We start from the raw sequence: 24851 nt of genomic DNA, 5'->3' as shown, positions 1-24851 counted from the left end.
TAAAGGAGAGTTTTCCCATGGGCCTTTTTCGTGGTGACTTTTATTCACAGAAACTTCGAATGACCACGCAGGTGAACGTTATCTTCCCGGATGTTTCCAATGATGTCACTCCTCTTTGGGAGGGCAAGCCCCGCGTTCTTTATCTTCTGCATGGGTTATCTGCCAACGCTGGAGAGTGGACACGCTTTTCTAAAATTGAATACTACGCCAAAAAGTATAATTTTATTATTATCATGCCCGAAGTGCAGCGCAGTTTTTACTGCTCCGCAGCTTACGGTCCCGATTATTTCGGCTATGTGGCAGACGAATTGCCCGCGATTTGCGCGCAGTGGTTCAACCTGCCAACTGAGCGCGAATTCACCTTTATTGCCGGCGAAAGCATGGGCGGCTACGGTGCGACCAAAATTGCTTTGCGCCGACCTGAGCAGTATGCCGCCTGCGCCAGTCTTTCCGGCGTAATGGATTATCCCGCATGGGTAAAACGCACCCGCGCGGAAGAACTTCCGGATGTACTCCCGCAGGAAGTAGATGCGCTGCATGGCGCGGGCCAGGAGCCCGCCCCGCTGGACGATCTCTTTTATTTGATGCGCCAGGAAGCCACCAATCCGGATCGCCCCCGCCTGATTCAAATCTGCGGAACAGAGGATTTTCTCTATGAAGACAACCTTCGCTTCCGCGATGCCGCCCGGGAGGCTGGTTACGGTCATACTTATCTGGAATGGGCGGGCGATCATGCCTGGCCTTTCTGGGATGTGGCGATTCAGCGTGCATTCCAATTCTTCTGCGGCTTGGATCTCAATGAAAGTCCCATCTATTAAACCAGAAAGAGGAGCGGGCTGACCGCTCCTCTTTTTTCAACTACTTCCCTATTTTTGAAATCATGCGACCGCGACAGCAGGACAAAAAAATTCGCCGAAAGCCAATGGAATGCTTTCGGCGAGTGGTGTTCCCGAGGTGATTCGAACACCCGGCCTACCGCTTAGGAGGCGGTCGCTCTATCCAGCTGAGCTACGGAAACATCTTGTACATTTTGAACGCTTTTCTATTATAAAATGCACCTGCAAAAATTTCAAGTCCGATTGAAAAATGCTTGACAAAAAGGCCTTTATTGTTTATGATATAAACAATATTTCAAATGCAGTGACGGGGAGTCCGCACACGAAACCGCGTTTTAGAGAGCTGCCGGAAGGTGCAAGGCAGTACCGGGAGTGTCGCCACTGGCCCCTGAGCAGTGCACTGAACGAAGGCTTCTTCCAGTAGGCTGCACCGGGTTTGACGCCGTTATCAGGTCAGGCTGTTCGCCAACGTTGGCTGATGGCACTAAGGTGGCTGCTTCCCGCAGCAATAAGAGTGGTACCGCGAAGATGTGATGTCTCCGTCTCTTAGCCGAATCGTCGGCTGAGAGGCGTTTTTTTTATTACCTCTCAGCCCATCCAGCAAAGGAGTGTATGTACTATGATGGAACACGTAAAAAAGTATCATCCCGGGTATTATCCCCCGCCCCATTGCGAAATGCGCTGGGCTAAAAAAGACCACATTGAAAAAGCACCGATTTGGTGCAGTGTCGATCTGCGCGATGGAAACCAAAGCCTGATCGTTCCCATGACGCTTGCGGAGAAACTGGACTTTTTCCAGTTTCTCGTCAAACTCGGTTTCAAAGAAATCGAAGTCGGATTCCCCGCAGCCAGCGAAACCGAATATGAATTTCTGCGGGCATTGATCGAACAAAACCTGATTCCCGATGATGTGACCGTTCAGGTGCTGACACAGTGCCGCGACCACATCATCCGCAAAACATTTGACGCACTGAAAGGCGCCCCCAGTGCCATTGTTCATTTTTACAATTCCACCAGCGTGGCACAGCGGGAACAGGTATTCAAAAAGTCCAAAGAAGAGATCAAAAAGATCGCTACGGACGGAGCCAAGCTCGTCAAACAGCTGGCCAGCGAATACGAAGGTAATTTCCGCTTTGAGTACAGCCCTGAAAGCTTTACCGGCACGGAACCCGAGTACGCACTGGAAGTTTGCAACGCCGTTCTGGATGTATTGGAGCCGACCAAAGAAAAACCCGTCATCATCAATCTGCCGGTGACAGTGGCCATGAGCATGAGCCATATTTATGCCAACCAGATCGAGTACATGAACGACAACCTGAAGTACCGTGAAAATGTGATTCTGTCTCTGCACCCGCACAATGACCGCGGCTGCGGCGTTGCTGACACCGAAATGGGCCTTCTGGCCGGAGCTGACCGCGTGGAAGGCACTCTGTTCGGCAACGGAGAGCGCACCGGCAATGTGGATATTATCACCGTGGCCATGAACATGTACAGCCTGGGCGTAGACCCGAAGCTGGACTTTTCCAACATGCCGGCCATTGTGGAGGAATACGAAAAAGTAACCCGCATGCATGTGTACGACCGCACCCCCTATGCGGGCGCGCTGGTCTTCGCCGCCTTCTCCGGCAGTCATCAGGACGCCATCGCCAAAGGCATGAAATGGCGTGAAGAAAAGAACCTGTACGAGTGGACCGTTCCCTATCTGCCCATCGACCCGCACGACGTGGGACGCGAGTACGAGACAGATGTTATCCGCATCAACAGCCAGTCGGGCAAAGGCGGTATCGTGTACATTCTGGAACAGAACTACGGCTACGATTTGCCGCCGAAAATGCGGGAACGCCTGGGATATGCCGTCAAAGATGTTTCCGATCATCTGCATAAAGAACTTTCCCCCAAAGACATCTATGGTATTTTCGAAAACGAATTTCTCAACAAAGAAGCGCCCTTTGCCATTACGGATGTCCATTACATCCAAAAAGAGGGTGTATACGCCATGGTCAGCGTGAAAGAGGGCGACATCACCGTAGAATACACCGGCCGTGGCAATGGCCGTCTGGATGCGGTCACCAATGCGATTCATCATGGCTCCGACCGCGATTTCTCCATCCTGACATACAAAGAGCATGCGCTTGAGACCGGCTCCACCAGCCACGCGGTGGCATACGTAGGGCTGGAATGGACCGACGGCTCGGTCAGCTGGGGTGCCGGTCAGCACACCGACATTATTATGGCCAGCGTGAAAGCTCTGGCCAGCGCCATCAACAATCACAAGGAGGCATGACCCATGGGCATGACAATGACGCAGAAAATTCTGGCCGCACACGCCGGATTGGACAAAGTGGAGCCGGGACAGCTGATCATGGCCAAATTGGACATGGTTCTGGGCAACGACATCACCAGCCCGGTTGCCATCAATGAGTTTGAAAAAGCAGGCTTCTCCTCGGTGTTTGACCGAACCAAAATCAGTCTGGTAATGGATCATTTCGCGCCCAACAAGGATATCAAGGCTGCGCAGCAGACCAAGCAGAGCCGTAACTTTGCCAACAAATACGACATTCTCAATTTCTACGATGTGGGCAACATGGGAATCGAGCATGCTCTTCTGCCCGAAAAAGGACTTGTCACTGCCGGCGACTGCGTGATCGGTGCGGACAGCCACACCTGCACCTATGGCGCGCTGGGTGCGTTTTCCACCGGGGTAGGCTCTACCGATATGGCAGCAGGCATGGCCACCGGTCAGTGCTGGTTCAAGGTTCCTTCTGCCATTCGCTTTCAGCTGACCGGAAGCCTGCAGGGCTGCGCCAGCGGAAAAGATGTGATCCTGCATATCATCGGTCAGATCGGTGTAGACGGAGCGCTGTACAAGAGCATGGAATTCGGCGGACCCGGTCTTGCTTCTCTGAGCATGGACGACCGGCTTTGCATGGCCAATATGGCCATTGAGGCGGGCGCCAAGAATGGCATTTTTGAAGTGGACGACGTGACCCGTGCTTATCTGAACGGACGGGAGCAGCATCCGGGCGTCACCTATGCTCCCGATCCCGATGCAGAATATGAGAAAGTCATTGAAATCGATCTGTCATCCATTCGTCCTACAGTGGCTTTCCCGCACCTTCCGGAAAACACCAAGACCATTGACGAGGCAGCTGCTTTGAATGTAGCCATCGATCAGGTGGTCATCGGCAGCTGCACCAACGGCCGTCTGTCCGATATGGCTGCCGCAGCCGCCATTCTGAAGGGCCGGAAAGTTGCAAAAAATATCCGTGCGATCGTGATTCCCGCCACACAGCAGGTATACAAAGACTGCATCCGGCTGGGATACATTGACACCTTCATCGACGCCGGCTGTGTCGTGTCCACTCCCACCTGCGGCCCCTGCCTGGGCGGCTACATGGGAATTCTTGCGGAAGAAGAGCGCTGTGTCGCCACCACCAACCGCAACTTTGTAGGCCGCATGGGCCATCCCACCAGCGAGGTCTATCTCGCCAGCCCGGCGGTCGCGGCCGCCAGTGCGCTGGCGGGCAAAATTGCCAATCCTGAGGAGGTAATGTAATGGTACAGGGAACCGTACATAAATACCCGGACAACGTGGATACAGACGTCATCATTCCGGCCCGTTATCTGAACACCGCCAATCACGCCGAACTGGCTGCCCATTGCATGGAAGACATTGATCCTGACTTCCGCAAAAAAATGCATGCGGGAGATATCATGGTGGCCGGCTGGAACTTTGGCTGCGGCTCTTCCCGGGAACACGCCCCCATCGCCATTAAGGAGAGCGGCATTGCCTGCGTGATCGCGAAGACCTATGCCCGTATTTTCTACCGCAATGCCATCAACATCGGTCTTCCCATTTTTGAATGCGAAGCCGCCAGCAACGGCATTTCCGACGGCGATGAAGTGTGCGTGGATTTTGATACCGGCCTGATCACCAACATCACCACCGGCAAAACCTATCAGGCGCAGCCCCTTCCCCCCTTCATTCAGAACATTGTAAACAAAGGCGGACTTTTGAATTCGCTGAAATAATCGCCCCACAGGAGGTTTGTTATGCGCAAACGCATTACTGTTTTAAAAGGAGACGGCATCGGCCCGGAAATCGTCAATGAGGCGCTGAAAGTTCTGGAAGCAGTGGCCGAGACCTACGGGCACCACTTTGCCTATCAGTGCATGGACATTGGCGGCATTGCCATCGACCAGCACGGAACCCCGCTGCCGCAGGAGACGATCGACGCCTGTCTGGACGCAGACAGCGTACTGCTGGGCGCGGTGGGCGGTCCCAAGTGGGACGGTCTGCCCGGCGATATCCGCCCGGAAAAAGGATTGCTGGGCATTCGAAAAGCCATGGGCCTCTATGCCAATTTACGCCCTGCCCGCCTGTTCCCTCAGCTGGCAGATGCAAGCCCGCTGCGCAGAGAAATCGTGGAGAAAGGCATTGATTTCGTAGTGGTGCGCGAACTGATTGGCGGCGTGTATTTCGGGGAGCACAAAACAGAAGAAGTCGACGGCGAATTGGTTGCCACCGACGTTATGCCCTACGCCGAGCACGAGATCCGGCGCATTGTTCAGGTGGCCATGGAAATTGCGAAAAAGAGACGCAGCTGTGTCACCAGTGTGGACAAAGCCAACGTACTGGATACCAGCCGGCTCTGGCGCAAAGTGGCCGGTCAGGTGGCCGCAGAGCATCCCGATGTGGCGTTTTCCAACATGCTGGTGGACAACGCCGCCATGCAGATCGTCAAAAATCCCGCACAGTTTGACGTGATGGTCACGGAAAATATGTTTGGAGACATTCTTACAGATGAAGCCAGCATGATTACCGGCAGCATCGGTATGATTCCCTCTGCCAGCCTGGGTGACGGCACCCGTGGTCTGTACGAGCCGATTCACGGTTCCGCCCCCGACATTGCGGGACAGGACAAAGCCAATCCTATCGGAACCATTCTCTCCGCTGCCATGATGCTGCGGTACTCCTTTGATCTGTGCCGGGAGGCCGACGCAGTGGAAGCCGCTGTGGCACAGGTGCTGGATCAGGGATTGCGCACCGCCGACAGCATGGCCGACGGCTGCACGCTGGTGGGATGCCGCGCCATGGGCGACGCCATTGCCGCAGCGATCTCCGCCCAGACCTGAAACAAGGTGTTTTTCAAACGTCCCGGTTTAAAAGCCGGGACGTTTTTATATATTTTGCTCTTCAAAGCGCCTCAAATGTGCTATAATAAAAGGGCTTGTCAAAAGGGAGGCCTGGAAATGAAGATCATTGAACAAATTTGTGTGGTATTTGCCATCTGCCTTGCTGCCGAAGGCATTTCGGCAATTTTGCCGTTCCCCTTTCCCGCCAGTGTGCTGAGCATGGTTCTTCTGTTTGTTCTGCTGGCCACAAAGGTGTTGCATCCGGATCACATCCGGGAAAAATCCGAATTTTTGCTGGACAATATGGCGCTGTTTTTTGTGCCCGCCTGTGTCAGCATTTTGAAATACAAAGACGCGCTGATGCAGAATCTGCTTCCGATTCTGCTGATTTGCATCTTTACCACACCGCTGGTCTTTCTGGTCACCGGCCATGTCGTTCAGCTGACCATGCGGCTTTTGCAAAAGAAAGGAGGGCCTCGGGAATGATTCAGGCCATGACAACATCTCCACTGTTCGGCATCGTTCTGTGCATTGCCACATTTCTTCTGGGGCGCTGGGTTCAGATAAAAACCCGTTCTCCTTTGGCCAATCCTCTTTTGATCTCCACGGCACTGTGCATTGCCGTTCTGTGTCTGTTCCAAATTCCCTACGAAGATTTTTCCAAGGGCGGCGACATCATCAACATGATGCTGGGGCCGGTGACCGCTGTGCTGGCACTGGGCATTTACAACCAGTATGCAGTTTTAAAGCAATATTTCCTGCCGGTTCTTCTGGGATGCACCGCCGGCAGCCTGACCAGTATTTTCAGCGTGCTGGGGCTGTGCCATCTGTTCGGCGTAGATGATGCGGTAACTGCCGCCATGATGCCCAAAAGCTGCACCACTCCGATTGCTGTCAGCATTGCGGAAAGTCACGGCGGCCTTGCCGCCATTGCCGCGGCTTGCGTGATGATTGCCGGCTTGACCGGATCTCTGTGCGCCCCTTTGTTTGCCCGCTGGTTCCGCATTCAGGACCCGGTGGCTCAGGGGCTCGCCACCGGCGCCTGCAGCCATGCGCTTGGAACCATTAAAGCCCGTGAAATGGGCGAGCTTCAAGGTGCCATGAGCAGCATCGCCATTGGCGTCTGCGGTTTGATTTCCGTTGTGATCACCATCTTTTTATAAAAAACGGAGTCGCTCTCACACGAGAAGCGACTCCGTTTTTTAAGTTTTGTCTTTCTTTTGTTTTGCCTGCCGCAGACGCTCCATCTGATCGGGCAGAATCACGTCTGCCCCGCCCAGAGCCTCGGTATAATATGCCATCCGGCATACCGCCTCCAACACTTCCAGACGGTTATAGGCGGCTTCCAGATTTTTGTCCCAGACCAGCGCGCCATGATTTTTCATCAAAAGATTGTTGGTCTGCCTGGTATAGGGCTCGATTGCCCGAACCATCTCTGATGTGCCGGGTACTGCAAACTCCGTCACGGGCACCGTTCCCAAAAACAGTGGCGCCTCCACAAAATAATTTTCCGGAACAGCCCGGCCCGCCGAGGCGAAGGCCGTGGAAAACGGCGGATGGGAGTGAAGCACCACCTGGATTTCCGGCCGCGTTTCATAAATATGCCGATGCATGGGAAACTCCGAAGAAGGAACGCCGCCCTCAAGCACATGGCCGTCTGCCGCCACCACCAGCAGGTCTTCCGCGTGCAAAAAACCTTTATTCCGTTTGGAGGGCGTGATCAAAAATGCCCCGTCCGGCATACGCATACTGAAATTGCCGTCACTTGCAAAGACCAGGCCGCGCTCATAAATGCGCCGGCACCAGTCCGCCAGTTCTTTCCGCTGCGCCTCATACAGCATGATTGTGTTCCCCCTGTAAAAGCTTGTTTTTCGCCTTTTCCAAAAATGTTTCTGACCCAAAGCTGCCCGATTTCAGAACAAAGCGAAGGTCGCTTCGTTCCAAAGATGTGCATACGGATACTCCCGGCTCGATTTGGGGCCCGACCCGCATACCGCCCACCTGAAAGCGGCGACAAAAGGAAGCGGAAGTGTCTCCGCCGCAGACAATGATGTTTCGCACGCCATCTTCCTGTGCCAGTGCATAGGCCAGCCCGGCCAGCGCATCGGAGACCGCTGTCGCTGCCGCCGGTGCGCTGATGCCCCGTTCCGCAGCCAGTTCCTTTGTTCTTCGAATCTGCTCCGGTTCAGAGCAGGTTCGAAGAACGACCATTTCACTGTTCCGGTGCTCTCGATACGCCTCGCGGAGCCGTTCCATTTCCTTTTCTCTGCGCGCAGAATCAAACAGTTCCGTTGTCCCCAACGTCAAAACCGGACAGCCTGTGGCCTCTGCAAAAGCGATCTGGGCAGCTGTCTGCGGCGTAAGGCTGCCCGCCAGGCAGAGCACCTTCTCTCCCGCTCGGCATGTTTCCAATCCTTCAGTGTTTGCTTCCGCCGGCTCCCGCATTCCCAGATAATATGCAATGGCAGAGCTCCCGCAAATCACACGCTCATTCTCCAGCACAGCAGCCAGCCGTTCAAGGTCCCGGTTGTTGCGCACATCAAAAATGGCGTATCCGCCCTGCTTCTTTTTCTCCTGCAGAATGCGGACCAGAGATTCATCGCTTTTCTCGTATTCGCGCCAGCTCACCGAACAGACCGGACGCTTTGTTTGTGCGGACAAAATTTTTACCAGGTCAGACTCTCGCATGGGATTGACCGGATCGTTTCGAAACTGAGATTCTTCCAGCTTTACTCCATATACATAATGGATCCCGTCCAACGTGGTGCGGCCATTGTCGGGGAACCCCAATACCACAGGGGCAAACGGCTCTCCTGTTGCGTCCAGCATTGCGTCAAACTCAGCGCCAATGTTTCCGCGGAATACCGAACACTGTTTGGAAAAAAACTGGTCCGCCTGCCCCGCAAATCTCCGGACGACCTCATACACTCTCCGGTATGCCTCATCAGGCTTTACAAAGCGCGAATCCGTATCCACAACCAGCTTGGAACAATCGCCGAAGCAGGCCTGCTGCGCGCTTGGAAAGGGGTATAAAACCGACGGATGGCCGCTGTTATAATACATCAGTCCAATGTCATCCGCACCAGTGATATCGTCTGCCGCCACCAGCACTCTCTTCATCGTTTTTCACCATCCAATGCGGCCAGATCATCTCTCAATTTTTCAATGCCCAATCGCGGACTGGTAAGCACTTGGGCACAGATTTCATCCGGAAGGCCGTCAGCTGCACTGGCCATGGATGCCTGCGCCAGTACGATCACATTTGCCTGTGCCCCCTGCTCTGCCAGCGCCCGGCGGATTTTTTCGTCATGCAGCGCACGGTCTCCTTGCATCAATGCATCGTAAGCGCCCTCTACCAGAACAGTGCGAATCTCGCAGAATTGGGTTTGCTTTTGCGACAGCCGTTTTAAAAGACGCGCAGTCGGCTCCAGAGTGCTTGCCAACGTGGCAAACACGCAGATGACGCCGCCGCGCCGCACTGCCTCGCACGCCATTGCCTCGTCGATGCGATACACCGGAATATCCAGCATTTCATTGGCCTCCTGAGCAAATTCGCCCACGGTGGAACAGGCGCTGAGGATAGCCTGCGCGCCGTTTTTGCGGGCAATTTGGGCATATTCCAGCCAGCGTTCCCGCACCCAATCGACCCGGTATCCCCCGTTCATATCCGGCAAAATGGAATCATCCAGAAGGTTGAACACCTCTGCATTCGGAATCTCGCTGCGAATCAGATCGCCCAGGCTGGCGATCGTTGCCGGCGTCGTGTGAATCACCGCAATTTTCATACTTTGCTCCGTCCTTTCTGTATCTCTGTTAAAAACGATAGCATTCTTTCCGGGAATTTTCAATGCCCGAAAACAAAAATGGCTGTCGCAAGAAACCCAAACGAGTTTCTTGCGACAGCCATTTTCTTAGGCTGACGGGGACCTGTTAGCCAATCTCCACCATGACTTTTACGCCTTCCCGCACCGCGGCGGCGCGCATGACTACACGGATGGCCTTGGCAATACGGCCCTGCTTGCCGATTACTCGGCCCATGTCTTCTTCCGCAACCGTGAGGTGGTACACAATGACGCCTTCCTCATTGGCTTCGTCTACCGTTACCTGCACGGCGTCCTTGTTTTCCACAAGGCCCTTTGCGACTGCCAACAAAAGCTCCTGCATGTCGCTACCCCCAAATTACAGAATGTCGTTCTTCTTCAGCAGAACACGCACCGTATCGGTGGGCTGGGCGCCGTTGGCAATCCAGGTTTTCGCTTTCTCCGCATCGATCTTCACGACCGCCGGCTCCTTGGTGGGATCGTAGTAACCGATCTCCTCAATGAAGCGGCCATCGCGGGGGAAACGGGAGTCCGCAACTACCACGCGGTAGAAGGGAGCTTTCTTCGCGCCCATGCGGCGCAGTCTGATTTTAACAGCCATGCTGTCACCTCCTGTATTTTTGTATTGCGCTGCCCAAGGCACCGCAATGAATTTATAGCATCGACCAAAGGCCGAAACCATCGCTTACATGCCGAACAACCGGCCAAAACCGCCGCGCCCGAACTTTTTCGGGTTCTTTTTCAGCTGCTTCATCATTTTGCTCATCTGCTCAAACTGGCGCAGCAGGCGGTTCACGTCTTCCACTTTGGTCCCGCTGCCCGCGGCAATGCGTCGCTTGCGCTTGGGATCAATGATCGACGGTTTTTCCCGCTCGGCGGGAGTCATACTCTGAATAATGGCTTCGATATGAACAAAAGCCTTGGACTCGTTGATCTCGTCCATATCCACTTTTCCGGCCAAGCCTGGCAGCATGGAGACCAGCGCACCCGCGCCGCCCATCTTTTTCAGCTGCGCCAACTGGTCCAGCATATCGTTCATGTCGAACTTGTTCTCCATCAGGCGCCGGGCGGTCTCTTCCGCTTTTTTTGCATCCGCCGTGTCCTGCGCCTTCTCGATCAGCGTCAGCACATCGCCCATTCCCAGAATGCGGCTGGCCATGCGGGCGGGATGGAAGACTTCCAAATCGTCCAGCTTCTCGCCCACGCCTGCAAATTTGATAGGTTTGCCCGTTACAGCACGCACGCTGAGTGCGGAACCGCCTCGGGTATCACCGTCCAGCTTCGTGAGAATGACGCCATCCAGGCCGGTGCTCTCGCCAAAGCTTTTGGCCACATTGACCGCGTCCTGACCTGCCATGGCATCGATGACCAGCAGCGTCTCGTCCACGGGGACCGTCTGCTTGATGCGCCCTAATTCAGCCATCAGTTCCTCGTCCACATGGAGACGACCGGCGGTATCGAGAATCACAATATCGTTTCCGTGATCCTTGGCATGCATCACGGCGCGACGGGCGATCTCCTCTGGTTTTGCGCCATCCAGCTTGAAAACCGGTGCTCCCGCCTGGGCACCCACCACACACAGCTGATCCACAGCCGCCGGGCGGTAAATATCGCAAGCGACCAGCAACGGCCGATGGCCTTCCTTCAAAAAGCGCTTGGCCAGTTTTGCGCAATGCGTGGTTTTACCGGCACCCTGTAAGCCGCACATCATGATGATTGTAGGCGGTTTCGACTTGATATGAATGCGGGCCGCTTCATCGCCGCCCATCAAGCGGGTCAATTCCTCGTTGACGATTTTGATAACCTGCTGGGCGGGAGTCAGGCTTTCCATGACCTCCTGGCCCATGGCGCGCTGGGTCACATCCGCAATGAAGTCTTTGGCAACCTTGTAGTTGACATCGGCTTCCAGAAGTGCCATACGCACCTCGCGCATGGCTTCCTTGATGTCCTGCTCCGTGAGCTTTCCCTTGCCGCGCAGCTTTTTAAAGACGGACGACAGTTTGTCGCTTAAGGATTCAAAGGCCATATCGGTTCCTTTCGGTGTGGTTACTGATTGTCGGTGATGGACTTCACGATGTCCAGCATCTCGTTGCAGGAATTTTGAATCTCCTCGCTCATGTCATAGCGATTGGCGTTGCAAAAACGGATCTCTCTTGTCAGATGATCCAGCCGGGAAAGGCCCTCCTGCATGGCCCGGTAACGCTTTGCAAACCCGATTTTTTCCTCCAGTTCCAGCATGGTGGTCTCGCCGCGCTTGATCGCGTCGCGCACGCCCTGCCGGCTGATGCCGAAATTTTCCGCAATTTCGGACAGGGAAAAATCATCGTTATAATACTGCTCCATCACATCGCGCTGCTTATCGGTGAGCACGTCGCCGTAAAAATCAAGCAGGTAAGAAATCTCCAGATTTTTGGCCACGTCTCTCCTCCTCCCAGCGTTCTTGTAAACGCAAAGCACTTTACAACATGCGCTATTATACCGCACCGCGCGTGTAAAGTCAATAGGTTTACACGTTGGTTTTTCACTTTGTCAAAATGACAAAAAGAGACGTTTTTTCGGGGCTTTTCCCTGTTGCATCTGATGGCGTTTATTGTATAATAAAAGAAGAAATGTTCGACTTTTCCACAAAAAGGGGGCGGATTTGCCGTGCAGATTTTTCAAAGCTATTACGAAACACTGTATCAGCGTCCTGTAGTGCGTCTGGCCGGATACAGCGCGCGGCACGGTCTGCCCGCTTCCCTGTATGCGTATCTGGCGGCGGGTGGCCCCACCAATTCAGCCAAGGACGCGCTGGCTGAAGGAATGCTGGCCATTGCCACTGAAAAAGGGCTTTTGAAACCCGGTCAGACTGTGGTGGAAGGATCCAGCGGCAGTTTTGCGGTGGCATTGGCCATTTCCTGCGCCCGCAGCGGGCACCCGCTGGTACTGTGCATGCCGGCGACCGTTCCCACAGAACGCCAGCACATGCTGGCAAAACTGGGCGCCAAAATCGCGCTGACCAATTACGTATACGGACGCCGGGGTGTGGAAAAGCGCGCGCAGGAAGCTGTGGAGCGCACCGGCGGCTATTACTTGAACTATTTTGACAACGACTGCAACGCCGAATTTCACCGCCGGGTGACAGGCCCCAACATTGCCCGTGCCACCGAAGGGGCCTTGGATGCCATTGTGGTGGGCGTGGGTTCCGGCGGAACCATTACCGGTGTGGGCGAATACATCAAAGCATGGTACCCGGATGTAAAGATCATTGCGGTGGAGCCTTACGAAAGCCAGGCCATCGGCGGCGGATTTGTCGGCAAACACAACATTCCCGGCTTGGGGGCCGGCTTTGTGCCCGAAAACTACAATCCCTACATTGTGGACGGCGTAGTGCCCGTGGCATCCAATGTGGCCAACCAGACGGCGCAGGAGGTTCTTCGTACCGATGCCGTACCGGCTTCGCCCAGTGCGGGCGCAACACTGGCAGCCGCCCGGGAACTGATGGAAGAAAAGCCCGAACTCCAGCGTGTCCTGTGCATTTTTGCGGGAAAAGAGTTGTATGAATAAACAGTAAAAGAAGCCCGGACCATGGTCCGGGCTTCTTTTTTATAATTGTGGCAAGGGCCCTTCCCGAAACCCTTCTGGAGAAAGATACCACAAGCTGGAAAAGCCGCAGGCCTGAAGGATTTCCAGCGCCTGCCGGTAGCCAAATACAATCGTTTCGGGGCTGTGACTGTCAGCGGTCAGTGTGATGCGCCCGCCTCTTTGCGCAATGGCGCGAAGCAGGAACGGAGCCGGGTACGGCAAGGTGCGGTATCCCCGTGAAACGGCACCGGTATTCACCTCCAGAATCGCGTCCTGTTCCAACACCGCATCCAGCGCTTCCAGCGCCGCATGGCGATAGGCGCGGGCCGACGTATCAAACAGACGGTCCTCCTCATTAAACTTGGTCAGAAGATCAAAATGCCCCACGATCTGACATCCGGTTTGCTGGACCACCTGTGCTGTCAGACGATAGTACGCTTTCGCCAGCGCCATGGCGTCTCCGCCAAACAGGCACAGCAGACGCCGAAAGGCCTCCTCGCTCTCATCCACCCAACGCAATGCCCCTTCTGCCGGCACTCCATGCACCGACCCGATAAGGTAATCCCATTCTCCGACAGTCGGCGGAGAAAAAAAGTCCTGTTCCAGGCCCAGATATACATCCATTTTCCCCGCCCAGCGCCGGCGCTGTTCCAGGACCTGGCTGCGGTAAGCTGCGATCTCCTCTTCCCGCATGGTCCAGGACTGCTCCGCCAGAGGTGCATGGCCGGAAAACCCGATGGCGCTGCAACCTGCTCGGAAGGCAGCTTCCGCCATCTGTGCAGGCGTTCCTGTCCCGTCGCAAAAAACCGTGTGCGTATGCAGGCTCTGCGGTCTCATGTCATTTTCTCCTGTTTGACCTTGTGGTCGATCACATGGCGGGATGCCAGTTCCTTGCGCACATCTTCCACGGAAATCCCCATCTCCACCATCAGTACCATCACGTGGTACATCAGGTCGGCAATCTCGTAGATGGTCTCGGCCTTATCCTGTGCCTTGCCCGCAATGATCACCTCGGTGGATTCCTCCCCCACCTTTTTCAGAATTTTATCCAGTCCCTTCTGGAACAGGTACGTGGTATAAGAGCCTTCCGGAAGGGTCTCTTTCCGGCCTTGCAGCAACTGATACAGCCCTTCCACAGAAAACGGCTCTCCCGACTGAGAGATGTACAGCGGATCATTGAAGCAGGAGTCTGTTCCCAAATGGCAGGCAGGTCCTTCTTTGTCCACTGTGATCACCAGCGCATCCCGGTCACAATCCGCTGTGATGGTGCGGATATGCTGCACATTGCCCGAGGTTTCCCCCTTGCGCCACAGTGTCTGGCGGGAGCGGGACCAAAAGCAGGTGCGCCCTTCCGCCAGACTGATGGAAAGGCTCTCCCGGTTCATATAAGCAAGTGTAAGCACCTTTCCCGACCCTGCATCCACAACGATGGCCGGGATCAGACCCTGCGCGTCAAATTTCAAATCATCAACAGACAGCACGAAAACTTCCTCCTTTAATCCAAAACCCGCATGGGGATTCCCCGCCGGGCCAGCGTGCGTTTCAATTCGGGAATCGACACTTCACCAAAATGAAAAATAGAGGCGGCCAGCCCCGCATCCACCTTGGGCAGCGTCTCGAACAGGGTGACAAAATCCTGCTCACATCCGGCACCACCTGAGGCAATGACCGGCACATTCACCGCGTCGCACACTGCAGCCAGCATTTCCAGGTCAAAACCTTTTTTCACGCCGTCGGTGTCAATGCTGTTGAGCACGATCTCCCCCGCGCCTTCTGCCACGCCCCGGCGAATCCACTGAATGGCGTCCATGCCGGTATCTTCCCGGCCTCCTTTTGCAAACACGTGGAACGAACCGTCCACCCGTTTCGCATCCACGCTGAGCACCACGCACTGATCTCCATAGCGTCGTGCCGCCGCCCCAATCAAAGACGGGTCCCGGATGGCACCTGAATTAACGCTGACTTTGTCCGCGCCGCATTTCAGCACGCGGTCAAAATCATCCAGTGTCTGAATGCCGCCGCCCACCGTAAGCGGAATGAAAATCTGCGAAGCCACCTGTGTGAGAATGTCTGTAAACAGTGCCCGCCCTTCCACCGAAGCCGTAATGTCGTAAAATACCAGCTCATCGGCGCCGCTGTCGCTGTAAAACTTCGCCAGTTTTACCGGACTGGACACATCGCTGAGGCCCAGAAAATTGACGCCCTTCACCACCCGGCCGTCCTTCACGTCCAGGCAGGGAATGATTCGTTTTGTAATCATTGTGCCCCCTCCTCCCGCACGGCGCGGGCCAGGTCTACCGCACCGGTATACCAGGCTTTCCCGATGATGGCGCCATAAAGGCCCATCCCGCTCAACCTGCGCAGGTCCTCGTTGCTGCTCACCCCGCCGGATGCAACGATGCGGCAGCCCACAGCTTTCTGCAGCTGCTCAAGGCGGTGGAAAGACGGTCCCTGCAGCGTTCCGTCGGTATCGATGTCTGTAAAAATCAGCGTGGAAACGCCCAGTGCTTCCATTTCGCGGGCAAACTCGCAGTAATCCAGGCCGGAATCCTCCACCCAGCCGGCAGTGCACACTTTACCGTTCCGGGCATCCACGCCTACGGCAATGTGTTCGGCTCCCCAGCGAACTACCGCATCCGCTACCAGCTGCGGGTTGGACACAGCGGCAGATCCCAGAACAGCCCGATAGACACCCATGTCAAACACTGCTGCAAGGTCCTCCTGGGTGCGAATACCACCGCCCAACTGCACTTTCAGCCCGCTTTGCACCACGGTTTGCACGATATCACGGTTTTTGCGCTGGCCGTTTTGGGCTCCGTCCAGGTCCACCATGTGCACATACGCCGCACCCGCGTCACGAAACGCCGTAGCCGTGGCGGCCGGGTCCTGCGCCACCTGCTGCACAGTGGCAAAATCCCCTTTATACAGACGGACCACCTGCCCGTCCTTTAAATCCATTGCGGGAAAAAGAATCATAACGGTTACTCCATTTCACAAAAGGCGCGCAGGATGCTGAGTCCCACAGCGCCGCTTTTTTCCGGATGAAACTGCACGCCCATCACGTTGTCACGGGCCACCGCTGCCGTCAGCAGCGGGCCGTACTCTGCCCGGGCGATGATCGCTTCATCCGGGCTGTCCGCATAGTAAGAGTGAACAAAGTACACACAGTCACCCGGGCGAATGCGGGAAAACAGCGGATGGACCGGTTTGTCCTCTGAAAAGCACAGTGCATTCCAGCCGATGTGCGGGACCTTATACTCCGCGGGGATCATCGGCCGAATAGGCCGCACCGTGCCTGGAACGAGCCCCAGACCTGCGTGCGTTCCATATTCCAGGCTCTGCTCCAAAAGCAGCTGCATTCCCAGGCAGATGCCCAGCAGCGGCTTACCCGCCCGAGCCGCTTCGCGCACGGTCTCATCCAAACCGGTGCTTTTTAACAGGGCGGCAGCGTCTCCAAAAGCACCTACGCCCGGCAGAACCACCCGGTCAGCAGCGAGAATTTTCTCCGCATCGCCCGTGACGCAGGCTTCTGCGCCGATGGCCGCGAAGGAGGATTGAAGGGAAAACAGGTTTCCGACGCCGTAATCCACAATGGCGATCATCTCACAGAACCCCCTTTGTGGATGGGATCTCCCCTGCGGCCGTCGGGTCCAATGCCACCGCCTGCCGCAGGCTGCGGGCCAGACTTTTGAACATTCCTTCAATAATGTGATGGCTGTTGCAGCCTGCCAGCTGGCGCACATGCAGTGTGAAATTGCCGCGGCGGGTCAGCGCCAGTAAAAACTCCTGTGCCAGCTGTGTATCAAAGGTTCCCACCTTCTCCGTGGGGATATTCATCTCACAGCACAGCATTCCCCGCCCGGACAGGTCCACCGCCGTGAGGATCAGCGCTTCGTCCATGGGCAGCAGCATGCTGCCGTAACGGGTAACACCCCGCAAATCCCCCAGCGCCTTCGCCAGGGCGTCCCCCAGGCAGATGGCCACGTCCTCCACGGTGTGATGGTCATCCACCCAGGTGTCGCCCTTGCACTGCACCGTCAAGTCAAATCGGCCGTGCCGGGCAAACAGCGTCAGCATATGGTCCAAAAAGCCGCAGCCCGTGGCAACTTTGCTCTTGCCGGTGCCGTCTACATTCAAAATCAGGGAGATGTCCGTCTCCCCGGTTTTTCGATTGATCTGTGCTGTACGCATGGTTCAAATCTCCTTTCTGGCATCATCCACCGCCGCCAGAAATGCATCCATCTGCGGCCGGGAACCGATGGTCACCCGCACGTAATTGCGCAGAGCCGGTTTGTCCCAGTAACGCACCAGAACACCCCGCTGCTTCAGTGCCCGATACAAAGCGCCTCCATCCATATCCGGGCAGGATGTAAAGATAAAATTCGCCTTCGAAGGCAGCGTGGAAAAACCACGCCGGGCCAGCTGCTCTTCCGTGTAGGCCCGATTCTCCTGAATGGTTCGGCAGTTTTCTTTATAATAAGTGTCGCTCTCCACGGCGGCGATGCCCGCGGCCATGGTCATGCGGTTGATGTTATAGGGGTTGGTGGAATAACGAATTTTTTCCAAATCTTCAATCAGTGCAGCATTTCCGACAGCAAAGCCCAGCCGCGCACCTGCCAGTGAGCGGGATTTGGAAAAGGTCATGCAGACCAGCAGGTTGTCATACTGCTTTGTAAGCGGCACACAGCTCTCGCCGCCGAAATCCACATAGGCTTCATCCACCAGGACCACATGGTCCGGGTTGGCGCGCACCATGCTTTCCACCTGCGCTGCCGACAGCGCCAGCCCGGTGGGTGCGTTGGGGTTTGCAAACACGATGGTGCACCCCAGATTACTATAATCCTCCGGTGCCAGCCGGAAGTCCGGCCGCAGTGGAACCACTTTGGCCGAGATCTGATAGAGCTGGGCGAACACCGGGTAAAAGCCATAGCTGATGTCCGGGAAAGCCACACCATTCTCTTTGTCGCAAAAGGCCAGAAAGGAGAAGTTCAGCACTTCGTCCGAGCCGTTGGCTACGAACACATTCTCCTTTTCCACGCCGTACTGCCGTGCCAGAGCCTGACGCAATGCCGTGCATTCCGGGTCAGGATACAGATTCAACCGTTCCGCCTCTTCTCCCCGCACTGCCGCCAGTACCTGTGGCGAGGGCGGAAAGGGAGACTCATTGGTGTTCAGCTTCACATAGTCCATATCCCGGGGCTGTTCCCCCGGGGTGTAGGCATTCAGCCCGGCAAACCGGGCGCTCATGTATCTGCTCATAAGGTTCCTTCTTTCATTCCTCTTCCGACCGGGACAAGGCGCTGCGGGCGTGGGCTTCCAGTCCCTCCTGACGGGCAAAGCGCGCAATCGAGCCGCTGACCTTTTCCAGCGCCTCTTTGGTGTAATAAGTGAACTGGGTACGCTTGACAAAATCATCCACGGACAGCGGGCTCATAAAGCGGGCGGTGCCACTGGTGGGCAGTGTGTGGTTCGGCCCGGCAAAATAATCGCCCAGCGCCTCGGGGCAGCTGCGCCCCAAAAAGACGGAGCCCGCATTGCGTACCTGTGACAGCAGCGCAAACGGGTCGTCTACGCACAGTTCCAGATGTTCCGGTGCGATTTCGTTGGCGATCTCAATGGCTTTGGCAAGATCGTCCGTCACGATGATCTTGCCGTTGTTGTCAATAGACGCCCGGGCAATGGCCGCCCGGGGCAGCTGGGGCAGCTGACGTTCGATCTCTGCCTGCACCACCCTGGCCAGTTCCGCGCTGTCAGTCACCAGTACCGCCGAGGCCATTTTGTCGTGCTCCGCCTGACTGAGAAGGTCCGCTGCCAGATGGCGCGGATTGGAAGCACCGTCCGCCACCACCAGAATTTCACTGGGGCCTGCGATCATATCGATGGCTACTTTGCCGAACACCTGACGCTTGGCTTCGGCCACATAGGCGTTGCCCGGACCAACAATTTTGTCTACTTTGGGAATGGTCTCGGTGCCATAGGCCAAAGCCGCTACGGCCTGGGCACCGCCCGTGCGGAACACCCGGTCCACTCCGGCAATGCGGGCTGCCGCCAGAATCACCGGAGCAATGTCTCCGCCCCGGCTGGGTGGAGACACCATAACGATCTCCCGGCAGCCTGCGATCTTGGCCGGAATGCAGTTCATCAGCACGCTGGACGGATAGGCTGCGGTGCCGCCGGGTACGTACAGACCCACCCGATCCAGCGGAATCACTTTTTGACCCAGGACAACGCCTTCTTCTTCGCTGACCACAAATCCTTCGCGCACCTGATGGCGGTGAAACGCGCGAATCCGGGCTGCCGCTTCTTGCAACAGTTCCACCAGCGCCGGTTCCAGCGAAGCCACCGCCGCATCCAGTTCCTCTTTGCTTACTTCCAGCTGCTCCACCTGTGCTTTGTCGAACTGCAGTGCATAGCGGCGCAATGCCGCATCACCGTCTTTCTGCACATTGGCCACAATGTCCCGCACCGCGACGCTCACATCTGCGCCGTCATCCGAGCGTGCAAAAATTTTCTCTGCGGGCACCTGGCCATACGAATAAATGGAAATCATACGGAGCCTCCTTGGTTGGTTTCCGGCAGGCCGGCCAAACACTGAGCCATGCGCCGGATCGCGTCATTTTTAAATTTATAACTGACCTTATTGGAAATGAACCGGGCACTGATGTCCACAATGGTTTCCTTGGGTTCCAGTCCGTTTTCAATCAGCGTACGTCCTGTTTCCACAATGTCCACAATCACATCGCTAAGGCCCAGCAAAGGCGCCAGTTCAATGGAACCGTTCAGCTTGATGATATCAATGTCACGGCTGACCGCACTGTAATAATTGCGTGCGATACGCGGAAATTTGGTAGCGACCCGCAGGGTCCGGCTTCGGTCATCCCGAAAGTCCTTTTTTCCGGCGACGCACATGCGGCATTTTCCCACACCCAGGTCCGCCAGTTCGTATACATCCGGGACGTATTCCAGCAGAATGTCTTTGCCCGCCACGCCCACATCGGCTGCTCCCCGTTCCACATAAATGGCTACGTCCGAGGGTTTGACCCAAAAGTACCGCACCCCGGCCTCGGGATTTTCAAACACCAATTTCCGGTTTTCTTCTTCAATGGCGGGGCAGGCATACCCCGCCTGCTTGAACATCTGATAGACTTTTTCGCCCAGCCGCCCTTTGGGCAGGGCAATGTTGACCCATTCCATGCCTTCACCCTCTCTCCTTCAGCGTGCGGAGCTCCCGGTACTGAAGTTCCGGCGGAATCTGCCGCTCCACCCGTACCGTCTTTCCGCTGGCCAGCACCGCATTGGCCGCCGCAGCTACCCGGGCCGGCGAAACGCCCTCATCGTACAGCAAAAGCACATCCACATCATAGCCCTTTGGCACGGCAAAATACCCTTCCAACAAGTCCAGATAAACTGCAAATCCAATGGCGCCGCCCGGTCGTCCCATTTTGTGAACCATGTGATCGTACCGGCCGCCGGAGAGTACCCCCGCAGCCAACCCGGGCAAAAAGCCCCGGAATACGACACCGCTGTAATAACGCGTATCATCCGCGACGGAAAAGTCCAGGCGCAGGCGGTCATCCAGGCCGTACTGTTCCATCAGACCGCACAGCTGGCGCAGTTCGTCCAAAGCCGCGGCCATCTCTTCTGTGCACACCATCTGTTCCAGCTGGGGCAGCGCCTCTTCCGGCGGCGCATACAAAAGTGCCAGCCGACACAAAACGTCCCGTGTTTGCTCCGGCAACGCATACCGGGCTGCCAACACCTCCAATGCAGCGGTATTTTTCTGTCCCACTGCCTCCAGCAAACTGCGCTGCTGCTCTTCTTCCAGTTTTAGTGGCTCCAACAACCCGGTCACAAATCCCAAATGGCTGAGATCCAGCAGATAATCCGGCGAAATAAGTTCCAAACTGCGGGCGGCCAGCATAACCACCTCGCCTACGGCATAACCGTCCAGATCTCCAATGCATTCCAACCCTGCCTGCAAAATTTCCCGATAGCCATGCGCCCCCGGAGAGGTGCGATATACATTCTCATTGTAGTACACCTTTTGCAGGCCCGCTTCCTGGCGGGAGTTTTTCAAAATCGACAGCGTCACGTCCGGTTTCAATGCCATCAGCTTTCCATCAATGTCCGTGAACGTCAGAATGTTGTCGCTGACCAAAAAGCTTTTGTTTCGCACATACAAATCGTACTCTTCAAATTTGCTCATCTTATAGGGAAGATATCCGTAACGGCGGTACAGCTCCCGCAGGCGCAGCACCACCTCTTCCTTTTTCAGCCGCAGCCCTGTTTCCATTGCAGTCCCCGCCTTTCACTTCATCACTTTAGTATAATAGCATAATAAAGCATCTCTTAAAAAATGTCAAGAAAAAAGCACGGTTTTGTTTCCAAAACCGTGCTCAGATCAACTGTCGTATTCATCCAAAAAGCTGTGGAGTTTTCCATCCAGCGTATAACCGGGCAGCATGTTCAAATTCGCATTGTGCAGACTGTGGAAGATATTGATGTCCGCTTTGGGATTCATCTGACGCAAAAGACGTACCAGTTCTTTGGTCTGCCCCCGGGCGCCATGTCCGGCACTGGCTTCACTCTCGTCCTGCTCGGTAAAGCGGCAGGCACACTGTAAAAAGCGCAAGTCGTTGTATCGTTTCCAGGCCAGGATATCTGCCTCGCGCACCAGGTACAACGGCCGGATAAGCTCCATTCCCGGATAATTGGTGCTGTGAAGCTTGGGCAGCATGGTTTTCAGCTCCGCGCCCCAGATCATGCTCATCAGCGCGGTCTCGATCACATCATCAAAATGATGCCCCAGAGCAATTTTATTGCAGCCCAGCGCCTGCGCGTTTTTATACAGATGGCCGCGACGCATCCGGGCACACAAATAACAGGGCGACTGAGTGACATTTGCCACACTGTCAAAGATGTCCGTCTCGAAAATATGCAGCGGAATCCCCATTTTTTCGGCGTTCTCCTCGATCAGCGCCCGATTTTCAGCCCGGTAACCGGGGTCCATGCACAAAAACTTCACTTCAAAAGGAACGTCCGAGTGGCGGGCCAGATGCTGCATGCACTTGGCCAGCAAAAAACTGTCCTTACCGCCGGAAATGCAGACCGCAATGACATCTCCCGCCTGCACCAACTGATAGTCCTTGCAGGCGCCGATGAAACGATGCCAGATCGGCTTTTTGTATTTTTTTATAATGCTGCGTTCAATTTCAACTCTTTTTTCCATGCTTCACCGCCGGATGGACAGCGTTTCCAGCACATTGCCGTCCAGATCTTTTGTGGTGAACACACCGTCTTCGTACACCATATAGCTGTGAATACCGTCACCCTTGGGAATGGAGACACTGCCGGGGTTCAAGAAGAAATAATCGCCCCGGTCCGCCGCCACCCGCACATGAGTGTGGCCGTGAATCAGCACATCTCCTTTGTGCAGGCAGGGCATATGCTCTTCGTTGAACAAATGGCCATGGGTCAGAAAGACCATGCGCCCTTCCAGCCAGAGAGCTGCATAATCCGCCATAACCGGAAATTTCAGCACCATCTGGTCCACTTCCGCCTCGCAGTTGCCGCGCACGGCCAGAATCTCGTTTTTCAAGCCATTGAGCAGCGCAATTACCTCTTTGGGCGCGTAATCCCGAGGCAAGTCGTTGCGGGGGCCGTGATACAAAAGATCCCCCAACAGGATCAGTTTCTCCGCCTTTTCTTTCTGATACAATTCCGCCACTTTGCGGGCGTAATAAGCCGAACCGTGAAGGTCGCTTGCAAACATCAATTTCATGTTCATCGTTCCTTTTCTAAAAAATCAAATCCGGATGTTGAGCCATTTCCCCGAGCGCACACGCAGCGTGGTGAGGAACAGACGCATAAACTGATCCAGCACCAGACCCAGCCATGCGCCAAACAACCCCAGCCCGGCGGTGTAAGTGAACAGATAACCGGAGAGCGGACGGATGCACGCCACGCTCACAAGAGAGACCACCGCCACATATCGCGTGTCGCCCGCGCCGCGCAGGCAGCCGCTGGAAATGACCTGCGCCACCTGCATCACAACGATTAGGGCAACCATGCGCATGATCATATCGCCATGGACCAGAATTTCCTCCTCTGAAGAAAAAAGGCGGAAAATGTTGCGCCCTACCGTGGAGTACAAAAGCGCCACCGAAAGCGAACAAAACAAGCCTGCCCGCTGGCAGAAGGCCAGATACACCCGCGCCAGATCGCCGCGCCTTTCGCCCAGGCTCTGCCCCACCAGTGCAACCGAGGCCACCGAAAGGCCGTCGCCGATCGCAAAGGAAATCGTGATCACATTCATGCCCACCTGATGCGCCGCGAACGCAGTGGTCCCCAGCCGCGCGACGATCATGGTATACGTCAGGAATCCAAAACGAAGAAACAGTTGCTCTGCCAGGGAAGAAGAACCGATGTTGGCAATGGTCGCCAGTGTGCTTTTTTCCAGGCGGAAACGCGCGCGCTGAAACTGAAGATGCAAAAAGCCCTCCGGATGCATCACAGACAGAACGCTCATTCCCAGAGCCACCATTGTTCCGATCACCGTAGCCACCGCCGCTCCGGCCACGCCCAAGCGTGGAAAACCGAAACGTCCCTCAATGAGCAGGTAATTGAACACAATGTTCACGCCATTGGAAACCAGATTGGTGCGCATGGCGATTTTGGTATTTCCCGCGCCGCGCTGCGCTGCATTGATGACCATACTCACCACATTGAACACCATTCCCGCCGAGATAATGCGGAAATAAATCGCCGCGCTTTCGTGGGTATCCTCATTGGTGCCCGCAAGGCGCAAAATCGGATCGGCAAGCACAAAAGCCAACGCGGTAATGACCACAGTGAACAGCAGCGTAAGAACAATCGCCTGCGTCAATACGCGGTTGGCACCTTCCCGGTCTCCCTCGCCCTTGCGGCGTGCCACCAAAGCAGACACTGCAATATTCAGAGACATGAAAAGAGCCAGACAAATAAATTTGGGCTGGGTCGTCAATCCGACTGCCGCAATGGCATACGCACCCAAACGGGATACCATGATGGTGTCCACCATGCCCACCAGCGCCACCAAAAGCGACTCAAGTGTAGAGGGCCATGCCACCCGAATCGTACGACGCAGCAGCGATGCGTCATCCGGTAGTTCCCCCTGTGGAGCGGTGTTCTTCAAGATATGCTGTGCACAAAAAATTTTTGCCAAAAAGGCGTTCATTGCGCCGCCTCCTCACCCGTCATACGTTTTTATTTTAACACGGTTTCTGCGGTGGCGCAATCGGTCACAAAATGGCGCAGGACCCAAACCATTCAACCGGTTTGGGCCCTGCGCCGGGAATCCATATTATTCTTTGCTCTTGATGTACTCATCAATGGCCTTGGCAGCGCTTTTGCCCGCGCCCATGGCCAGAATCACCGTGGCTGCGCCCGTGACCGCGTCACCGCCCGCATACACTGCGTTGCGCGTGGTCAGGCCGTCCTCGCCGTTGGTGATGAT

General features: G+C 55.6%; 28 protein-coding genes, 1 tRNA gene and 1 pseudogene. 8 read left to right on the top strand and 22 right to left on the bottom strand.

Translation table 11 applies throughout. From position 1 onward, the window contains the following. The first annotated feature begins 17 nt into the window (after nt 1-17). Complete coding sequence (locus WMO24_RS10195; protein WP_349216336.1) at nt 18-818, top strand: alpha/beta hydrolase; 801 nt, start codon at nt 18-20, stop codon at nt 816-818. A 123-nt stretch (nt 819-941) separates the two neighbouring features. Here WMO24_RS10195 and WMO24_RS10190 read toward each other — a convergent pair. Further along, a tRNA-Arg gene (locus WMO24_RS10190) sits at nt 942-1018 on the bottom strand. A gap of 440 nt (nt 1019-1458) precedes the next feature. Here WMO24_RS10190 and WMO24_RS10185 point away from each other — a divergent pair. The 6 genes from WMO24_RS10185 to WMO24_RS10160 all read left to right on the top strand — a co-directional run bounded on the left by WMO24_RS10185 (nt 1459) and on the right by WMO24_RS10160 (nt 7135). Next, nucleotides 1459-3120 (top strand): 2-isopropylmalate synthase, encoded by a 1662-nt coding sequence (locus WMO24_RS10185; protein ID WP_349216387.1) that lies wholly within the window; start codon nt 1459-1461, stop codon nt 3118-3120. A gap of 3 nt (nt 3121-3123) precedes the next feature. After that, on the top strand, nt 3124-4392 hold the full coding sequence (leuC, locus tag WMO24_RS10180; protein ID WP_349216335.1) for a 3-isopropylmalate dehydratase large subunit: 1269 nt from the start codon (nt 3124-3126) through the stop codon (nt 4390-4392). Then, on the top strand, nt 4392-4868 hold the full coding sequence (gene leuD / locus WMO24_RS10175) for a 3-isopropylmalate dehydratase small subunit (protein WP_349216334.1): 477 nt from the start codon (nt 4392-4394) through the stop codon (nt 4866-4868). The genes leuC and leuD overlap by 1 nt, the downstream gene beginning before the upstream one ends. Before the next feature lie 21 nt (nt 4869-4889). Continuing rightward, on the top strand, nt 4890-5972 hold the full coding sequence (gene leuB / locus WMO24_RS10170; RefSeq protein WP_349216333.1) for a 3-isopropylmalate dehydrogenase: 1083 nt from the start codon (nt 4890-4892) through the stop codon (nt 5970-5972). Between the two features lie 117 nt (nt 5973-6089). Beyond that, nucleotides 6090-6458 (top strand): CidA/LrgA family protein, encoded by a 369-nt coding sequence (locus WMO24_RS10165; RefSeq protein WP_349216332.1) that lies wholly within the window; start codon nt 6090-6092, stop codon nt 6456-6458. Beyond that, the gene (locus WMO24_RS10160; RefSeq protein WP_349216331.1) at nt 6455-7135 is read left to right on the top strand and encodes an LrgB family protein; all 681 of its coding nucleotides are present in this window, start codon (nt 6455-6457) and stop codon (nt 7133-7135) included. Before WMO24_RS10165 ends, WMO24_RS10160 begins: the two co-directional genes overlap by 4 nt. Nucleotides 7136-7174: 39 nt before the next feature. Here WMO24_RS10160 and WMO24_RS10155 read toward each other — a convergent pair whose 3' ends face one another. The 7 genes from WMO24_RS10155 to ylxM all read right to left on the bottom strand — a co-directional run bounded on the left by WMO24_RS10155 (nt 7175) and on the right by ylxM (nt 12211). Continuing rightward, on the bottom strand, nt 7175-7813 hold the full coding sequence (locus WMO24_RS10155) for a class II aldolase/adducin family protein (protein WP_349216330.1): 639 nt from the start codon (nt 7811-7813) through the stop codon (nt 7175-7177). Further along, nucleotides 7803-9092, bottom strand: a complete 1290-nt coding sequence (locus tag WMO24_RS10150; protein WP_349216329.1) for a four-carbon acid sugar kinase family protein — start codon at nt 9090-9092, stop codon at nt 7803-7805. The genes WMO24_RS10155 and WMO24_RS10150 overlap by 11 nt, the downstream gene beginning before the upstream one ends. After that, nucleotides 9089-9757 carry an aspartate/glutamate racemase family protein gene (locus WMO24_RS10145; protein ID WP_349216328.1) on the bottom strand — a complete coding sequence of 223 codons (669 nt, stop codon included), beginning with the start codon at nt 9755-9757 and terminating at the stop codon, nt 9089-9091. The genes WMO24_RS10150 and WMO24_RS10145 overlap by 4 nt, the downstream gene beginning before the upstream one ends. Nucleotides 9758-9902: 145 nt before the next feature. Then, the gene (locus WMO24_RS10140; RefSeq protein WP_349216327.1) at nt 9903-10136 is read right to left on the bottom strand and encodes a KH domain-containing protein; all 234 of its coding nucleotides are present in this window, start codon (nt 10134-10136) and stop codon (nt 9903-9905) included. A gap of 15 nt (nt 10137-10151) precedes the next feature. Continuing rightward, a complete protein-coding gene (gene rpsP, locus WMO24_RS10135; protein WP_349216326.1) occupies nt 10152-10394 on the bottom strand; it encodes a 30S ribosomal protein S16 in 243 nt (80 codons plus the stop codon). Nucleotides 10395-10478: 84 nt separating this feature from the next. Continuing rightward, complete coding sequence (gene ffh / locus WMO24_RS10130) at nt 10479-11819, bottom strand: signal recognition particle protein (RefSeq protein WP_349216325.1); 1341 nt, start codon at nt 11817-11819, stop codon at nt 10479-10481. Between the two features lie 20 nt (nt 11820-11839). Then, a complete protein-coding gene (gene ylxM / locus WMO24_RS10125; protein WP_349216324.1) occupies nt 11840-12211 on the bottom strand; it encodes a YlxM family DNA-binding protein in 372 nt (123 codons plus the stop codon). 228 nt (nt 12212-12439) lie between these two features. Between ylxM and WMO24_RS10120 the strand changes: the two genes are divergently transcribed. Next, entirely contained in the window at nt 12440-13339 is a 900-nt protein-coding gene (locus tag WMO24_RS10120) for a PLP-dependent cysteine synthase family protein (RefSeq protein ID WP_349216323.1), read from the top strand. Nucleotides 13340-13378: 39 nt separating this feature from the next. Here WMO24_RS10120 and WMO24_RS10115 read toward each other — a convergent pair whose 3' ends face one another. The 14 genes and pseudogenes from WMO24_RS10115 to WMO24_RS15845 form a co-directional block, all read right to left on the bottom strand. Then, complete coding sequence (locus WMO24_RS10115; RefSeq protein WP_349216322.1) at nt 13379-14194, bottom strand: histidinol-phosphatase; 816 nt, start codon at nt 14192-14194, stop codon at nt 13379-13381. Continuing rightward, the gene (gene hisIE, locus WMO24_RS10110) at nt 14191-14838 is read right to left on the bottom strand and encodes a bifunctional phosphoribosyl-AMP cyclohydrolase/phosphoribosyl-ATP diphosphatase HisIE (RefSeq protein ID WP_407881840.1); all 648 of its coding nucleotides are present in this window, start codon (nt 14836-14838) and stop codon (nt 14191-14193) included. The genes WMO24_RS10115 and hisIE overlap by 4 nt, the downstream gene beginning before the upstream one ends. A 14-nt stretch (nt 14839-14852) precedes the next feature. Next, complete coding sequence (gene hisF / locus WMO24_RS10105) at nt 14853-15617, bottom strand: imidazole glycerol phosphate synthase subunit HisF (RefSeq protein ID WP_349216321.1); 765 nt, start codon at nt 15615-15617, stop codon at nt 14853-14855. Next, nucleotides 15614-16333, bottom strand: coding sequence for a 1-(5-phosphoribosyl)-5-[(5-phosphoribosylamino)methylideneamino]imidazole-4-carboxamide isomerase (hisA, locus tag WMO24_RS10100; RefSeq protein WP_349216320.1), 720 nt, complete (start codon nt 16331-16333; stop codon nt 15614-15616). Before hisA ends, hisF begins: the two co-directional genes overlap by 4 nt. A 5-nt stretch (nt 16334-16338) precedes the next feature. Continuing rightward, nucleotides 16339-16959 (bottom strand): imidazole glycerol phosphate synthase subunit HisH, encoded by a 621-nt coding sequence (gene hisH, locus WMO24_RS10095; RefSeq protein ID WP_349216319.1) that lies wholly within the window; start codon nt 16957-16959, stop codon nt 16339-16341. Between the two features lies 1 nt (nt 16960). Then, nucleotides 16961-17548: an imidazoleglycerol-phosphate dehydratase HisB gene (hisB, locus tag WMO24_RS10090; protein ID WP_349216318.1), complete on the bottom strand. Its 588-nt coding sequence runs from the start codon at nt 17546-17548 to the stop codon at nt 16961-16963. Nucleotides 17549-17551: 3 nt separating this feature from the next. Beyond that, nucleotides 17552-18616 (bottom strand): histidinol-phosphate transaminase, encoded by a 1065-nt coding sequence (hisC, locus tag WMO24_RS10085; protein ID WP_349216317.1) that lies wholly within the window; start codon nt 18614-18616, stop codon nt 17552-17554. Between the two features lie 13 nt (nt 18617-18629). Next, nucleotides 18630-19907 (bottom strand): histidinol dehydrogenase, encoded by a 1278-nt coding sequence (hisD, locus tag WMO24_RS10080; protein ID WP_349216316.1) that lies wholly within the window; start codon nt 19905-19907, stop codon nt 18630-18632. Next, the gene (gene hisG / locus WMO24_RS10075) at nt 19904-20551 is read right to left on the bottom strand and encodes an ATP phosphoribosyltransferase (protein ID WP_349216315.1); all 648 of its coding nucleotides are present in this window, start codon (nt 20549-20551) and stop codon (nt 19904-19906) included. Before hisG ends, hisD begins: the two co-directional genes overlap by 4 nt. A 4-nt stretch (nt 20552-20555) precedes the next feature. Then, on the bottom strand, nt 20556-21650 hold the full coding sequence (locus WMO24_RS10070; RefSeq protein WP_349216314.1) for an ATP phosphoribosyltransferase regulatory subunit: 1095 nt from the start codon (nt 21648-21650) through the stop codon (nt 20556-20558). Between the two features lie 108 nt (nt 21651-21758). After that, nucleotides 21759-22586, bottom strand: coding sequence for a tRNA 2-thiocytidine biosynthesis TtcA family protein (locus tag WMO24_RS10065; protein WP_349216313.1), 828 nt, complete (start codon nt 22584-22586; stop codon nt 21759-21761). 3 nt (nt 22587-22589) lie between these two features. Then, entirely contained in the window at nt 22590-23138 is a 549-nt protein-coding gene (gene yfcE / locus WMO24_RS10060) for a phosphodiesterase (protein WP_349216312.1), read from the bottom strand. Nucleotides 23139-23162: 24 nt separating this feature from the next. Further along, a complete protein-coding gene (locus tag WMO24_RS10055; RefSeq protein WP_349216311.1) occupies nt 23163-24572 on the bottom strand; it encodes an MATE family efflux transporter in 1410 nt (469 codons plus the stop codon). Between the two features lie 126 nt (nt 24573-24698). Beyond that, nucleotides 24699-24851 (bottom strand): annotated as a pseudogene (locus WMO24_RS15845) (dihydropyrimidine dehydrogenase); the annotation flags it as partial.

The sequence above is a fragment of the Ruthenibacterium intestinale genome, from assembly GCF_040096265.1.
GTDB lineage: Bacteria > Bacillota > Clostridia > Oscillospirales > Ruminococcaceae > Ruthenibacterium > Ruthenibacterium komagatae.
This window is presented reverse-complemented; position numbering and strand designations above follow the sequence as displayed.

Bases quoted from the DNA above. Each gene is read 5' to 3' on its own strand.
- WMO24_RS10195 (WP_349216336.1), top strand. From the start codon at position 18: ATGGGCCTTTTTCGTGGTGACTTTTATTCACAGAAACTTCGAATGACC.
- WMO24_RS10185 (WP_349216387.1), top strand. From the start codon at position 1,459: ATGGAACACGTAAAAAAGTATCATCCCGGGTATTATCCCCCGCCCCAT.
- leuC (WP_349216335.1), top strand. From the start codon at position 3,124: ATGGGCATGACAATGACGCAGAAAATTCTGGCCGCACACGCCGGATTG.
- leuD (WP_349216334.1), top strand. From the start codon at position 4,392: ATGGTACAGGGAACCGTACATAAATACCCGGACAACGTGGATACAGAC.
- leuB (WP_349216333.1), top strand. From the start codon at position 4,890: ATGCGCAAACGCATTACTGTTTTAAAAGGAGACGGCATCGGCCCGGAA.
- WMO24_RS10165 (WP_349216332.1), top strand. From the start codon at position 6,090: ATGAAGATCATTGAACAAATTTGTGTGGTATTTGCCATCTGCCTTGCT.
- WMO24_RS10160 (WP_349216331.1), top strand. From the start codon at position 6,455: ATGATTCAGGCCATGACAACATCTCCACTGTTCGGCATCGTTCTGTGC.
- WMO24_RS10155 (WP_349216330.1), bottom strand. From the start codon at position 7,813: ATGCTGTATGAGGCGCAGCGGAAAGAACTGGCGGACTGGTGCCGGCGC.
- WMO24_RS10150 (WP_349216329.1), bottom strand. From the start codon at position 9,092: ATGAAGAGAGTGCTGGTGGCGGCAGACGATATCACTGGTGCGGATGAC.
- WMO24_RS10145 (WP_349216328.1), bottom strand. From the start codon at position 9,757: ATGAAAATTGCGGTGATTCACACGACGCCGGCAACGATCGCCAGCCTG.
- WMO24_RS10140 (WP_349216327.1), bottom strand. From the start codon at position 10,136: ATGCAGGAGCTTTTGTTGGCAGTCGCAAAGGGCCTTGTGGAAAACAAG.
- rpsP (WP_349216326.1), bottom strand. From the start codon at position 10,394: ATGGCTGTTAAAATCAGACTGCGCCGCATGGGCGCGAAGAAAGCTCCC.
- ffh (WP_349216325.1), bottom strand. From the start codon at position 11,819: ATGGCCTTTGAATCCTTAAGCGACAAACTGTCGTCCGTCTTTAAAAAG.
- WMO24_RS10115 (WP_349216322.1), bottom strand. From the start codon at position 14,194: ATGAGACCGCAGAGCCTGCATACGCACACGGTTTTTTGCGACGGGACA.
- hisF (WP_349216321.1), bottom strand. From the start codon at position 15,617: ATGATTACAAAACGAATCATTCCCTGCCTGGACGTGAAGGACGGCCGG.
- hisA (WP_349216320.1), bottom strand. From the start codon at position 16,333: ATGATTCTTTTTCCCGCAATGGATTTAAAGGACGGGCAGGTGGTCCGT.
- hisH (WP_349216319.1), bottom strand. From the start codon at position 16,959: ATGATCGCCATTGTGGATTACGGCGTCGGAAACCTGTTTTCCCTTCAA.
- hisB (WP_349216318.1), bottom strand. From the start codon at position 17,548: ATGCGTACAGCACAGATCAATCGAAAAACCGGGGAGACGGACATCTCC.
- hisC (WP_349216317.1), bottom strand. From the start codon at position 18,616: ATGAGCAGATACATGAGCGCCCGGTTTGCCGGGCTGAATGCCTACACC.
- hisD (WP_349216316.1), bottom strand. From the start codon at position 19,907: ATGATTTCCATTTATTCGTATGGCCAGGTGCCCGCAGAGAAAATTTTT.
- hisG (WP_349216315.1), bottom strand. From the start codon at position 20,551: ATGGAATGGGTCAACATTGCCCTGCCCAAAGGGCGGCTGGGCGAAAAA.
- WMO24_RS10070 (WP_349216314.1), bottom strand. From the start codon at position 21,650: ATGGAAACAGGGCTGCGGCTGAAAAAGGAAGAGGTGGTGCTGCGCCTG.
- WMO24_RS10065 (WP_349216313.1), bottom strand. From the start codon at position 22,586: ATGGAAAAAAGAGTTGAAATTGAACGCAGCATTATAAAAAAATACAAA.
- yfcE (WP_349216312.1), bottom strand. From the start codon at position 23,138: ATGAAATTGATGTTTGCAAGCGACCTTCACGGTTCGGCTTATTACGCC.
- WMO24_RS10055 (WP_349216311.1), bottom strand. From the start codon at position 24,572: ATGAACGCCTTTTTGGCAAAAATTTTTTGTGCACAGCATATCTTGAAG.